Origin of the sequence: Pseudomonas sp. B21-019, from assembly GCF_024749225.1 — a bacterium.
GTDB lineage: Bacteria > Pseudomonadota > Gammaproteobacteria > Pseudomonadales > Pseudomonadaceae > Aquipseudomonas.
Window position 1 is genome coordinate 6,136,730 of sequence record NZ_CP087193.1, and the last position, 14,085, is coordinate 6,150,814.

The following is a 14,085-nucleotide window of genomic DNA, read 5'->3' on the forward strand; positions in this document are numbered from 1 at the left end:
GTGTCACCCCTTGGTCAGATCAACCAACGGCGTCTGCCGCACTTCAGTCTCCCGACCACCCTGAATCTCGCTCACCCGCTTCAACGCCTTATCCACAGCCGCCTTATCCGCCAACAAGCTGTAGCTGATACGGAACTGCTTCTGTTCCTTCGGCGCAATTGTCGGCACCAGGTTCAGTGGCCGCTGATACCGGCGGTTATAGGAAAAGCTCGTTCCCGGCTCCAGCCCCGTGACATAGCCCTGGCCCTGGGTATCGGTGTTTTTCCACAGGGAGAACACCGGCAGTGTTTGAGTATTGAAGCCGACCGAGACACCCAGGCTGCCGGCCTTGTTATGCAGCACGGTCAACGTATCGCCCTTGGCATCGGCATATGGCACCACGTTGTAAACCGTCTCGTCGTAGTCCTTGGTCGGTGCGCGGTAGGTTTGCCAATCCGGCAGATCGCCCTTGGCTTTGTCGTTGAACGGTGAGACCTGCTTCACCGGCGCGGCGAAGCGGGCGCCCTGCTCCAGGAACGGTGTGCTGAAGTTGCTGTGATACAGCGCCTGGTATTCCTTCGGATAATCACCGTTGTTGGTCAGGGTGTCGTTGAGGGCGAACACGACGCTGCCGGGCTCGGTAACCAGTTCGGTTGCGACGGAGAAATCGACTTTCTTGAATGCCTGCTCTTTCAGTTCACCGCGCAGGCTGATGGCGTATGGCGGTTTTTCATCAATGTGCAGGGTGACTTTGTTGGCCGGGATGTTAGCGGCGCGACCGTGCAGGGTCAGCAGCTCGCCATTGTCCATGCCGGGATGGCCGACCCATTCGTAGCCGCAGCGGGTGACCAGCTCATTGAAACCTTCCAGCCAGCCCAGGCCACCGCGACCGTTGAGTTCGATGAAGGACGGGTTGACCACTTCCTTGACCGGCGAATCCCAGCCCATGCGCACATTGCCGACCGAAGCTTGCAGCACGTTCATACCGCGAGTCGGCACCACCGAGAGTTTCATCGTGCCGTTATCGATGTCGACGATGCTGACACCCTCCTGCCGACCGCCGTGCAAGGTGCGCAGGGTCACGGAGAAGGGTTTGGCGGTTTTTACGCCGAGTTGCTGGCTGGTGATCTGCCAGTTCTGGGCGGCTTTGTCGGTATCGAGCAGGACGTAATCCCAGGCCATGGCGTGGGAAGCAGCGGACAGTGCGCTGAGGGCAACGAAGAGTTTGAGCGGGGTCATGGCAGCAGCCTTTATTGGAGTTGTGCCATTTTTATAAACTTGAAGAAACGTTTCAGCAAGCATAAAAATCGAGATCACGATGGCAAATGCCAAATGATCGTCGATAAGGGGCTTGTGGGTAACGCGGAGAATCGAGTTGATGCCATCGCGAGCCTACTCGCGATGGCGATTTGGGCAGCGCCTCAACGAAACCGATCAACCTCATGCCGCAAGTCCGCCGCGAGCTTCTCCAGCTCTTTGGCAGTCACCGCCAGGTTCGACACCACTTCCCGCTGCTCACTGTTCGCCAGGGCGATGCTTTGCAGGTTGCTGCTGAGCAAGGTCGCGGTGCTGCTTTGTTCCTGGGTCGCGGTGGTGATGGCGGCGAACTGCTGACCGGCCGAGCGGCTTTGCTCATCGATCCGCGCCAGGGCTGAGGCGACGTTGGCGTTGCGCGACAGGCCTTCCTGCATCAGCACGTTACCCTGCTCCATGGTGCTGATCGCGTTGCCGGTTTCCTGCTGGATACTCTGGATCATCCCGGAAATTTCGTCAGTGGCCTGGCGAGTACGTGAGGCCAGGTTACGCACCTCATCGGCCACCACCGCAAACCCACGACCTTGTTCACCGGCACGGGCGGCTTCGATGGCAGCGTTGAGCGCCAACAAATTGGTTTGCTCGGCGATCGCGGTGATCACCCCGACGATGCCACCGATTTCCTGGGAGCGCTGACCCAAGGTGTTGATTACCGTCGCGGTGCTGTTCAGCGCACCGGCGATTTGTTCCAGAGACGAGGACGCTTCGTCCATCGACGTACGACCGATCTGGGTTTGCTGTGCATTTTCCTGCGCCAGGCGCTGGGTGTTGCCCATGTTGTCGGCAATGTTCAACGAGGTGGCGCTGAACTCTTCCACGGCGCCGGCCATGCTGGTGATTTCGCCGGACTGCTGCTCCATCCCTTCATAGGCACCACCGGACAAGCCAGACAACGCTTGGGCGCGGCTGTTGACCTCTTCCGAGGCTCTACGAATGTGCTCGACCATGGTCGACAAAGCCTGGCTCATCTGGTTGAAAGCGCGGGCCAACTGACCGATTTCGTCGTTGCTCGACACATTCAGGCGCACGCTCAAATCACCGGCGCCCAAGGCTTCGGCCTGACGCACCAGATCCCCCAGCGGCGCCAGTTTACTGCGCAACAACCAGACCGCCGAACCCACCGCCAGCAACATCGCCAACAGGCTGCCGATGGCCAGACGAATGCCGACGCTCCAGGTCACCGCGCGGATTTCCGCTTTCGGCATGCTCGCCACCACCGACCACGGCCCGCCTTCGAACGGTACGGCAATGCTGTAGAAGTCTTGCGACTTGTCGCTCCAGAAATCGCCCTTGCCCGGTGTCTTGGCCAGACCGACGATGGCCGGGACGGCCACGTCCAATGCTTGCACACCGGCGATCGGCACCAGCCATTTGTTCTGCTCGTCGAGCAGCGCCAGGGAGCCGGTCTGGCCGATGCGGAAGCGCTTGAGGTTTTCGAACTGGGCGTTCTGGGCGTCGGTGTAATCGAATCCCACGAACAGCACGGCAATCACCTTACCGCCGCTGTCGCGTACGGGGGTGTACTGAGTCATGTAGGACCGTTCGAAGAGCAAGGCGCGGCCGACGTAGCTCTGCCCGGCCATCAAGCGCGCATAAGCCGGGTGAGCGTGATCCAGCAATGTGCCGATGGCCCGGGTGCCGTCCTGTTTGCTCAGGGACGTGCTGACCCGAATGAAATCTTCGCCACTGCGCACGAACAGTGTCGCGACGCCGGCGGTCATTTGCTTGAACTCGTCCACTTCCTTGAAGTTGTTGTTCAACACTTCGCCGCCCAGGTGCAGGCCCGGGGTCTGCACGCCCGCCACGGCCACCGGCTCATCCGGGTGCACGCTCAAACCGGCGCTGAAGCGCTTCTCGAACAGGCCGCTGAGGCGCTGGGTACTCTCACGCAACGTGCCGTGGAACGTGCTCAGCTGATCTGCCAGCAGCCGCGCCTCGCTGGCCAGGTGCTCTTCGCGGGTGGCGAGGTTGGCAGCGTCCAGCGAGCGCAGGGCAAACACGGTGCTGCCGCTGATGACAATCGCCAGTATCACGGCAAGCGCAAGACCCAGCTGTGAGGCAATCCGAGCACGAGGTTGAGACATGACAGCTCCTGACCCAGTGGGCCGGATCATCCTGATCCCGTCGCACTCGGCAAAATTTCTGATAGTGGGAAAACGTGGAGCCTGGTACGAAGGTTCCATCAGCAGATTTTCGGCGGCAAAGCCGAATACTTGAGTGATTAACGGGGATATGGCTCAAGGCCGCCATTGCAGCGGCTCCATCGATTCAGCCCAGTCGTTCGACATCCGGCAATTCCATGGCCCGGACTTCGCCTTGCAGGAAATCGCTGAGCCTACGCAAACGTTCACCTCCGGGACGGGTTTTCGGCCAGACCAGGTAATAATTCTCACCACTGGCAACGGCCGTCGGCCACGGCAAACTCAGACGTCCCTGCGCGACATCCTCCGCGACCATCAGCAAATCACCCATGGACACGCCGTAGCCACGGGCGGCAGCGATCATGCCCAACTCCAGGGTGTCGAACACCTGCCCGCCCTTGAGCGAGACCTGATCGCTCAGGCCCATGCGCTCCAGCCAGTTGCGCCAGTCACGGCGGTCCGGCGTCGGGTGCAGCAGTTCGGTGCTGGCCAGGCGCGCAACGTCCCACGGTTGATCCTTCAGCAGATTCGGCGCGCCCACCGGAATCAACTCTTCGGGGAACAGCAAAGTCGTCTCCCAGTCCGGTGGAAAATGCCCGTTGCTGAGGATGACGGCGCAGTCGAAGGGTTCGTGGTTGAAGTCCACCGTATCGACGTCCATCCAGGCACTGGTCAATTGCACCTCGTTCCCCGGTCGCAGGTGGCGAAAACGGCTGAGCCGCGCCAACAGCCAGCGCATGGTCAGGGTCGACGGGGCTTTCATGCGCAGGATGTCGTCTTCGGCGCGCAAGGTGTTGCAGGCCCGTTCAAGGGCGGTGAAGCCTTCGCGAATGCCCGGCAGGATCAGCCGCGCCGACTCGGTCAGTTGCAGGTTGCGCCCGCTGCGATGAAACAGCCGACAGGCGAAATGCTCTTCGAGCGTACGAATGTGCCGGCTGACCGCACTTTGTGTGATCGACAACTCTTCGGCGGCGCGGGTAAACGAACTATGCCGCGCCGCCGCTTCGAATGCTCGAAGGGCATACAAGGGAGGGAGACGACGAGACATTGGGAAACCTCCTATAGCGCGGTTGCCTCAACTTATCAGAAAGTCCCGAGCATGAGTTTTAATCATGCCACCCATCCTTTTTATCCCTTTGTGGAAACCCCGCAGAGCGCCGAGAATCGACGCTTCCTGTTTTCTCTGACAATCGAGCGTGATGATCATGCAGCATCCAGCGCGTATTGAACTCTGGGCCATCCTACGGCTGGCGGGGCCGTTGATTGCCTCGCAGTTGGCGCACATGTTGATGGTCCTCACCGACACCTTGATGATGGCGCGCCTTAGTCCCGAGGCGCTGGCCGGCGGCGGTCTGGGCGCGGCGACGTATTCGTTCGTGTCGATCTTCTGCATCGGCGTGATCGCGGCGGTCGGCACCCTGGTGGCGATCCGTCAGGGCGCGGGCGACATCATCGGCGCAGCGCGGCTGACCCAGGCCGGTTTGTGGCTGGCCTGGTTGATGGCGCTGGTGGCGGGCCTGCTGCTGTGGAACCTCAAACCGGTGTTGCTGCTGTTCGGCCAGACCGCAACCAACGTCCAGGCCGCCGGCCAGTTCCTGTTGATCCTGCCGTTCGCCCTGCCCGGCTACCTGAGTTTCATGGCACTGCGCGGCTTCACCAGCGCCATCGGCCGGGCGACGCCGGTGATGGTCATCAGCCTCGGCGGCACCGTGGCCAACTTCCTGCTCAACTACGCGTTGATCACCGGCATGTTCGGCCTGCCGAAAATGGGCCTGATGGGCATCGGTCTGGTCACAGCGATCGTGGCCAACCTCATGGCGCTGGCGCTCGCGCTGCACATTCGTCGGCACCCGGCCTATGACGCTTATCCGTTGCGCCAGGGCCTGTCGCGGCCCAATCGTCAGTACTTGAAGGAGTTGTGGCGCCTGGGCCTGCCGATTGGCGGCACCTATGCGGTGGAAGTCGGCCTGTTTGCCTTCGCCGCGCTGTGCATGGGCACCATGGGCAGCACGCAACTGGCGGCGCACCAGATCGCCCTGCAAATCGTCTCGGTGGCGTTCATGGTGCCGGCGGGGCTTTCCTACGCGATCACCATGCGCATCGGCCAGCATTACGGCGCCGGGCAATTGCTGGATGCGCGGCTAGCCGGACGGGTCGGCATCGCCTTCGGGGCGGTGTCGATGCTGGGGTTTGCGATGGTCTTCTGGCTACTGCCGAATCAGTTGATCGGCTTGTTCCTTGACCACAACGACCCAGCCTTTCGCCCGGTCATCGAACTGGCCGTGAGCTTGTTGGCGGTGGCGGCGTGGTTCGAGCTGTTCGACGGCACGCAAACCATTGCCATGGGCTGCATTCGCGGACTCAAGGATGCCAAGACCACGTTCCTGGTGGGTTTGGGCTGCTATTGGCTGATTGGTGCGCCGGCCGCGTGGTGGATGGCCTTCCATCTGAACTGGGGGCCGACGGGCGTCTGGTGGGGGTTGGCGCTGGGGCTGGCGTGTTCGGCGGTGAGCCTGACGCTGGCGTTTGAGTGGAAGATGACGCGGATGATTCGGCGCGAGCCTTCAGCGCAAGACAGCTTTCGGGTGATTCAGCCGGATTAAGATCAAAAGATCGCAGCCTTCGGCAGCTCCTACAGGACCGCGCACAACCGCGCTGTGTAGGAGCTGCCGAAGGCTGCGATCTTTTAAATGGCCTCAACCACAACCTGCTGGCTGGAGCCGAAGGTTAAATACTCAACCAATTCCGCCAACGGCAACGGCTTGCTGATCAGATACCCCTGCACCTGATCGCACCCAAACCCGCGCAACAAATCCAGCTGCTCCGGTGTTTCCACCCCTTCGGCAACCACTTCGAGGTTGAGGTTGTGCGCCAGGTTGATCATGGCGTGCACCAGTTTGCGATTCTCTTCCCGCTCTTCCATGCCGCCGACAAAGCTCTTGTCGACCTTCAACAAGGCGATCGGCAGGCTGTTCAGGTGCACGAACGATGAGAACCCGGTGCCGAAATCGTCCAGCGAGAAGCGCACACCGAGCCGCCCGAGGGCGTCCATGGTCTGCTTGACCAGGTCACTGCGACGCATCACCGCGGTTTCGGTCAGTTCGAATTCCAGCCATTGCGCCTCGACGCCACGCTCGGCAATCAGCCGGCTCAGGGTCGACAGTAACTGGCTGTCCTGAAACTGCCGGAACGACAGGTTGATCGCCATGTGCAGCGCCGGCAGGCCCCGCTCACGCAACGCCTGCATGTCCCGCAGGGCTCGGGAAATCACCCAGTAACCCAGCGGCACGATCAAGCCGCTTTGCTCGGCCAGTGGCACGAATTCGCTGGGGGGCAGCAAACCGCGTTCGCCATGACGCCAGCGCACCAAGGCTTCGAGGCCGACGATCTGGCCGTCCGCAAGGTTCAGGCGTGGCTGGTAATGCAACTCCAGCTCATCGCGACGTAAGGCCCGACGCAGCTCGCTTTCAAGGTCGGCGATGCTGCGGGCATTGCGATTGATCCGCTCGTTGAAGATGTGGAAGGTGCAGCCTTGAGTACTCTTGGCCTGCTGCATGGCGATGTGCGCATGCCACATCAGCGGGTCGGCGCCGGCCTGCGCCCGGGCGTGAGCAATGCCGAGACTGGAACCGATCAACAGGCTTTCGCCGTCGATCCAGTAGGGTTCGGACAAGGCTTCGGTAATCCGTTCGGCCATCCATTCAGCGCGCTGCGGCGCGCGGCGGGTGTCGATCAGCAGGGCGAACTCATCGCTACCCAGCCGCGCCAGTTGATCGCCGGCCTCCAGCTGGCTTTTCAGCCGCGAGACCACTTGCAGGATCAACCGATCACCTGCCTGATGGCCGAGGGCGTCGTTGGCGTGTCGAAAGTTGTCGAGGTCAAGGTGACCGAGGGCCAGGCCGCGGCCGTCGTTGTCCGCCAGACGCGCCGCCAGCAAAGTCTGGAAACCCTGACGGTTGGCGATGCCAGTCAGCGGATCCTGCTCGGCCAGGCGCTGCAAGGTGTTTTCCAGCACCCCGCGCTCACGCACATGACGCAGACAGCGGCGCAACATGCCGGAATCCAGCAGATTGCGCACCAGCCAGTCGCTCACACCGTCGGGCGGCGCCAGCGGCTCGTGTTCGAGCAGCAACACCGTCGGCAGGCTGCAACGGCCGGGTGCCGGCTGCAGAGCAGGAATCGTCAACAACACCGCGCTGCGGTTGTCATCGAACAGGTTGCTGACCGACTCCCAGCTCGGCGCGCTGAGCAGCACTGCCGAACTCCCCATTGGAGCCAGACACTCGCGCAACAACGCTGCCCACGCTGGCTCTTGGGCCAGTAGCAGCAAACGCAAGGGTTCGACAGGCGTAGACAAGCTAGCTCCCTAGACTCTGCAAAGATGTAGGCGGCGCGCATTATGCCGCTCGGGTAACCAATGACCCAATATCATCGGTTATCAAACACGACTTCGAGTCTTGAATACGTACATTAGACGCGAATTCATTGCGCATCCTGCGTGAAAGTATCAAAACCGGCAAATAGAGATCGCGTGTTGCGTCACAAGTCGGAGAGAGCAGCACAATTCTCTGAGCCTGTTAAAATGCCGGCCCATTTCGCTAACGACTCCCTGATTTCGTATGTCCCGACTCAATCCCCGGCAGCAAGAAGCCGTGAGCTACGTCGGCGGCCCTCTTTTGGTGCTCGCCGGCGCAGGCTCCGGCAAGACCAGCGTGATCACCCGCAAAATTGCGCATCTGATCCAGAGCTGCGGCATCCGTGCCCAGTACATCGTCGCCATGACCTTTACCAACAAGGCCGCGCGGGAGATGAAGGAACGGGTCGGCACGCTGCTCAAGGGCGGTGAAGGCCGCGGCCTGACGGTGTGCACCTTTCACAACCTGGGCCTGAACATCATCCGCAAGGAACATGTGCGGCTGGGCTATAAACCGGGCTTCTCGATCTTCGACGAGACCGACGTCAAAGCCCTGATGACCGACATCATGCAGAAGGAATACTCGGGCGACGACGGCGTCGACGAGATCAAGAACATGATCGGCGCCTGGAAAAACGACCTGATCCTGCCGCCCGAAGCCCTGGAAAACGCACGCAACCCCAAGGAACAGACCGCCGCCATCGTCTACACCCACTACCAGCGCACGCTCAAGGCGTTCAACGCGGTGGACTTCGACGACCTGATCCTGCTGCCGGTAAAACTGTTCCAGGAACACGACGACATCCTGGAAAAATGGCAGAACAAGGTCCGCTACCTGCTGGTGGACGAATACCAGGACACCAACGCCAGCCAGTATTTGCTGGTGAAACTGCTGATCGGCAAACGCAACCAGTTCACCGTGGTAGGCGACGACGACCAGTCGATCTACGCCTGGCGCGGCGCCCGCCCGGAAAACCTGATGCTGCTCAAGGACGACTACCCGTCCCTGAAAGTGGTGATGCTGGAGCAGAACTACCGCTCCACCAGCCGCATCCTGCGCTGCGCCAACGTGCTGATTTCGAACAACCCGCACGAATTCGAAAAGCAGCTGTGGAGTGAAATGGGTCACGGCGACGAGATCCGCGTGATCCGCTGCCGCAACGAAGACGCCGAAGCCGAGCGCGTGGCCGTGGAAATCCTCAGCCTGCACTTGCGCACCGACCGGCCCTACAGCGATTTCGCGATTCTGTATCGCGGCAACTACCAGGCCAAGCTGATCGAGCTGAAGCTGCAGCATCACCAGGTGCCTTACCGACTGTCCGGCGGCAACAGCTTTTTCGGACGTCAGGAAGTGAAGGACCTGATGGCCTACTTCCGCCTGATCGTGAACCCGGACGACGACAACGCCTTCCTGCGGGTGATCAACGTCCCACGCCGGGAGATCGGTTCGACCACCTTGGAGAAGCTGGGCAACTACGCCACCGAGCGAAAAATCTCGATGTACGCCGCCACCGACGAAATCGGCCTGGGCGAACACCTGGACAGCCGCTTCACCGATCGCCTGTCGCGCTTCAAGCGTTTCATGGACAAGGTCCGCGAGCAGTGCGCCGGCGAAGACCCGATCTCCGCCCTGCGCAGCATGGTCATGGACATCGACTACGAGAACTGGCTGCGCACCAACAGCTCCAGTGACAAGGCCGCCGATTACCGCATGGGTAACGTCTGGTTCCTGATCGAGGCGCTGAAGAACACGCTGGAAAAAGACGAAGACGGCGAGATGACCGTCGAAGACGCCATCGGCAAACTCGTGCTGCGCGACATGCTGGAGCGTCAGCAGGAAGAGGAAGACGGCGCCGAAGGTGTGCAGATGATGACCTTGCACGCCTCCAAGGGCCTGGAATTCCCTTACGTGTTCATCATGGGCATGGAAGAGGAAATCCTCCCGCATCGCTCCAGCATCGAAGCCGACACCATCGAAGAGGAACGCCGCCTGGCCTACGTCGGGATTACCCGAGCGCGTCAGACACTGGCTTTCACCTTCGCCGCCAAGCGTAAGCAATATGGCGAGATCATCGACTGCGCGCCCAGCCGCTTCCTCGATGAACTGCCGCCGGACGACCTGGCCTGGGAAGGTAACGACGACACCCCGACCGAAGTCAAAGCCGTTCGTGGCAACAGCGCATTGGCAGATATACGCGCAATGCTAAAGCGCTAGAATTGACCACATTTATTTAGACCTTCGGCGCAACAGACGCCAACAGAGGACAGCTTCATGGAAGCACTGCACAAGAAAATTCGCGAAGAAGGCATCGTGCTTTCCGACCAGGTCCTGAAAGTCGACGCCTTTCTGAACCACCAGATCGACCCGGCCCTGATGAAGCTGATCGGCGACGAATTCGCCTCGCTGTTCAAGGATTCGGGCATCACCAAGATCGTCACCATCGAAGCCTCGGGTATCGCCCCGGCGATCATGACCGGCCTGAACCTCGGCGTACCGGTGATTTTCGCGCGCAAGCATCAGTCCCTGACCCTGACTGAAAACCTGCTGTCGGCGACCGTTTACTCGTTCACCAAGCAGACCGAAAGCACCGTGGCGATCTCCCCTCGCCACCTGACCAGCAGCGACCGCGTGCTGATCATCGACGACTTCCTGGCCAACGGTAAGGCGTCGCAAGCGCTGATCTCGATCATCAAACAGGCCGGCGCGACCGTGGCCGGTCTGGGCATCGTGATCGAGAAGTCGTTTCAGGGTGGCCGGGCGGAGCTGGATGCTCAGGGTTATCGGGTTGAATCGTTGGCTCGGGTGCAGTCGCTGGCTGGTGGTGTCGTGACTTTTATTGACTAACTAGCCAAACGCAAAGATCGCAGCCTGCGGCAGCTCCTACAGGAACCGAGTACCCCGTTATTTCACAGGTGCACACAACCCCTGTAGGAGCTGCCGAAGGCTGCGATCTTGGCGATCTCTGATTACCGGAGAAATCCCGATCAACCGGCGGTAGCTTTCAGGCCAGTGAGCAACAACCGCTGAAACAAATCCTCTTTCAACCCCTCCGGCTTCGTCAGCTGCATCCGCTCCAGATGCTCGGAAAACTCCGCCGGCTCCGGCGCATCCAGCGCCGCCTTGCCCAATTCCAGAATCTCCGTGAGCTTGAACTTGCTCTTCAACCAGTTCAGCGCCCGCAATAAATCCCGCTCCTGCGCCGTGAAATCGCAGCCCAACGGATATTCCGGAAACAGATTCGAATGCCGCGCCTGAATCGCCTGTAAACGCTGCGGGCTGTTGTCGGCGAAACGCGGATCGAGGCGGAAATGCTTCGGCAATTTGCCAGCGTTCTGCGCCTGCTCGATCAGCCCCGGCTGGAAGCGTGAGTCGCAGATGTTCAGCAACGCCTCGATCACCGTCGCGTCGGTCTTGCCCCGCAGATCGGCGATGCCGTACTCGGTGATGACAATGTCCCGCAGATGCCGTGGGATCGTGCAATGGCCGTACTCCCAGACGATGTTCGAACTGACCTCACCGCCCGACTCACGCCAACTGCGCAGGAGCAGGATCGAACGCGCGCCTTCCAGCGCATGGCCTTGAGCGACGAAGTTGTATTGCCCGCCAACGCCGCTCAGCACCCGCCCGTCTTCAAGTTGATCGGCCACGCCGGCGCCGAGCAGGGTCATGGTGAACACAGTGTTGATGAAGCGCGCATCAAGGCGCTGCAAGCGTTTGAGTTCTTCCTGGCCGTAGAGCTCGTTGATGTAGCTGATGCGGGTCATGTTGAATTCGAGCCGCTTGCTCTGCGGCAACTCGCGCAAGCGCTCGTAGAAACTGCGCGGCCCGAGGAAAAAAACCGCCATGTACCGAGATGCCATCGGTTTGCGCGGCTTCGTTCAACGTGCCGGCGTTGGCCTGCTGCTGGGTCGACACATCCGGGTAGACCTTGCGTCGCACGATCCCGGCGTCGGCCAACACCAGCAAGCCGTTGACGAACATTTCGCTGCAACCATAAAGGCCCTTGGCGAACGGTTCGATGCCCCCTTCGCGCTCGATCAGCTGCGTCCACTGGCTGAGATTCAGATCCGCCAGCAACGCCTTGTAACCGTCACTGTCCGCCTGCCGCGCCAGTAACGCCGCCGTCAGGGCATCGCCCATGGCGCCGATGCCGATCTGCAAGGTGCCGCCATCGCGCACCAGCGTGCTGGCGTGCAGCCCGATGAAATGATCCTGGCAACCCACCGGCATGTTCGGTGTGGAGAACAACGTTGTGTTGTCCTTGGCGTCGATCAGCAGGTCGAAGGTGTCGATGCCGACTTCCGCGTCACCGGGCATGTACGGCAAGTCGTTGTGCACCTGGCCCACCATCAGGATCGTCTCCCCCGCCGCCCGGCGCTTGGCGATCATCGGCAACAGGTCGAGGGTGATGTCCGGGTTGCAGCTCAGGCTCAGGCGATCGGGATGTTCGCTGTGGCTGGCGACCAGTTGCGCCACCAGGTTCAATCCGGCGGCGTTGATGTCCCGCGCGGCGTGGCTGTAATTGCTACTGACGTAATCCTGCTGGGCCGGGGCGCTGTTCAACAGGCTGCCCGGCTGCATGAAGAACTGATGAATGCGGATGTTGTTCGGCAGACTGTCGCGACGCAGGTCAGCGAGGAAATCCAGTTCAGGGTAATCGCCGAACACCCGCTCGATAAAGGGTTCGAGGAAGCGCTTTTGCAAACCATCGCCCAAGGGCGGGCGTCCAAGGCACAGGGCGGTGTAGACCGTCAGCTGCCGCTCGGGCAGTTGCGCGATGCGTTGATACAGCGCGTTGACGAAGGGGTTGGGTTTGCCCAGCCCCAGCGGCAGGCCCATGTGGATATGCGCCGGCAATCGTGCCAGGACATCATCGACCGCCTGCTCGATAGAACACAACTGCACCATCTGATCCTCCCGCCCACCCCATGAATTGGGTTGGACCGAGCTTGCCGGGTCTTTGCTGCAAAGAATAGCCTCAGGCAAATCGCAGGCACAAAAAAGCCGCTCGCAAGCGGCTTTTCGTTGAAAACAGGCTTATTTCAGGCCAGACATCTTCTGGATGGCGCCTTCAAGGTCTTTCAGTTCGCAGTCACTGCAGGTGCCTTTTGGCGGCATCGCATTGAGCCCGCTCAACGCTACCTTCGCCAAGCCAGCAGCGGTGCCGCCTTCTTTATCGGCACGTTTTTTCCAGTCTGCGGCATCACCGATCTTGGGTGCGCCCAACAGGCCGGTGCCATGGCAAGCATTGCAGTGTTTGGCAATAATTTCGTCAGGCGTTTTCGACGCACCGCCGCCAACCGAAGCAGCGACTTCCATCCCCTTGCATTCTTTACCCTGCACACAGACTTGGCCGACTGGTTCAAGACGTTTAGCGATATCGTCGTTGGTCGCAGCTTGTGCGCTGACTGCCCAAAGGGCCAATACGGTTGCTGGTGCGGCCAGCATTTTCATAATTAGGTTCACGCGTACACCCTCAATGGTGGCTAGTCACGCCTGCGGCCACGGTTCGCAGGCGGGCGCAAGTATAGCGGTAAGCCCGCCACACTGAAACAACCCCAAAGTCGAAGGGGTCTTATCACAAGGCGGGAATACAGCATGGGCGTCTGTGCAATCCGGGCACGACGCCGTGTCTCTTAGAAATTCGCTGGAGTGGCTGCGCTGATTAGTCGCGCCGGGGCATCGAACGGATTCCGGAAACGGTGCGGCTTGGTACTTTCAAAGTAGTAGCTGTCGCCGGCCTCGAGCACAAATGTTTCGAGCCCTACCACCAGTTCCAGCCGACCTTCCACCAGAATCCCGGTTTCCTCGCCCTCGTGGGTGAGCATCTCCTCACCGGTGTCGGCGCCTGGCGGGTAGATTTCGTTGAGGAACGCGATCGCGCGGCTCGGGTGAGCCCGGCCGACGAGCTTCATGGTCACTGCGCCATCGGAAATATCGATCAGCTCGTGGGCCTTGTAGACGATCTGAGTCGGCTTTTCCTGCAGGATTTCTTCGGAAAAGAACTCGACCATGGACATGGGAATCCCGCCCAGTACCTTCCTCAGCGAACTGATCGAGGGGCTGACGCTGTTCTTCTCGATCATCGATATGGTGCTGTTGGTAACACCCGCGCGTTTGGCGAGCTCACGCTGGGAAAGACCTTTGAGCTTACGGATCGATTGCAGTCGTTCACCGACGTCCAATGCTGGAGCCTCCAGGGATTCAGGTTGCAAGAATATTGAGCGTTATCATGG

General features: G+C 60.6%; 9 protein-coding genes and 1 pseudogene. 3 read left to right on the forward strand and 7 right to left on the reverse strand.

Features of this window, described 5'->3' with window-relative positions; genetic code table 11:
* Positions 1-3: 3 nt before the first annotated feature.
* From LOY36_RS27705 to LOY36_RS27715, 3 genes are all read right to left on the reverse strand, one after another.
* Positions 4-1,218, reverse strand: a complete 1,215-nt coding sequence (locus LOY36_RS27705) for an aldose 1-epimerase family protein (protein ID WP_028939141.1) — start codon at positions 1,216-1,218, stop codon at positions 4-6.
* Positions 1,219-1,400: 182 nt separating this feature from the next.
* A complete protein-coding gene (locus LOY36_RS27710; protein WP_258671609.1) occupies positions 1,401-3,377 on the reverse strand; it encodes a methyl-accepting chemotaxis protein in 1,977 nt (658 codons plus the stop codon).
* A 184-nt stretch (positions 3,378-3,561) separates the two neighbouring features.
* A complete protein-coding gene (locus LOY36_RS27715; RefSeq protein ID WP_019580487.1) occupies positions 3,562-4,482 on the reverse strand; it encodes a LysR substrate-binding domain-containing protein in 921 nt (306 codons plus the stop codon).
* Positions 4,483-4,639: 157 nt separating this feature from the next.
* Between LOY36_RS27715 and LOY36_RS27720 the strand changes: the two genes are divergently transcribed.
* Complete coding sequence (locus LOY36_RS27720) at positions 4,640-6,037, forward strand: NorM family multidrug efflux MATE transporter (RefSeq protein ID WP_258671610.1); 1,398 nt, start codon at positions 4,640-4,642, stop codon at positions 6,035-6,037.
* Between the two features lie 83 nt (positions 6,038-6,120).
* Here LOY36_RS27720 and LOY36_RS27725 read toward each other — a convergent pair whose 3' ends face one another.
* Entirely contained in the window at positions 6,121-7,791 is a 1,671-nt protein-coding gene (locus LOY36_RS27725) for a bifunctional diguanylate cyclase/phosphodiesterase (protein WP_258671611.1), read from the reverse strand.
* A gap of 262 nt (positions 7,792-8,053) precedes the next feature.
* Between LOY36_RS27725 and rep the strand changes: the two genes are divergently transcribed.
* Both rep and LOY36_RS27735 read left to right on the forward strand, forming a co-directional pair.
* Complete coding sequence (gene rep / locus LOY36_RS27730) at positions 8,054-10,063, forward strand: DNA helicase Rep (protein WP_018927510.1); 2,010 nt, start codon at positions 8,054-8,056, stop codon at positions 10,061-10,063.
* 57 nt (positions 10,064-10,120) lie between these two features.
* Positions 10,121-10,693, forward strand: coding sequence for a xanthine phosphoribosyltransferase (locus LOY36_RS27735; protein ID WP_019650108.1), 573 nt, complete (start codon positions 10,121-10,123; stop codon positions 10,691-10,693).
* Between the two features lie 140 nt (positions 10,694-10,833).
* Here the strand turns inward: LOY36_RS27735 and LOY36_RS27740 are convergent.
* The 3 genes and pseudogenes from LOY36_RS27740 to LOY36_RS27750 form a co-directional block, all read right to left on the reverse strand.
* Positions 10,834-12,757: pseudogene (locus tag LOY36_RS27740) on the reverse strand (acetyl-CoA hydrolase/transferase C-terminal domain-containing protein).
* A 129-nt stretch (positions 12,758-12,886) separates the two neighbouring features.
* Positions 12,887-13,315, reverse strand: a complete 429-nt coding sequence (locus tag LOY36_RS27745) for a cytochrome c5 family protein (protein ID WP_081625748.1) — start codon at positions 13,313-13,315, stop codon at positions 12,887-12,889.
* Between the two features lie 170 nt (positions 13,316-13,485).
* Positions 13,486-14,034 carry a cupin domain-containing protein gene (locus LOY36_RS27750; RefSeq protein WP_018927504.1) on the reverse strand — a complete coding sequence of 183 codons (549 nt, stop codon included), beginning with the start codon at positions 14,032-14,034 and terminating at the stop codon, positions 13,486-13,488.
* Between the last annotated feature and the right edge of the window lie 51 nt (positions 14,035-14,085).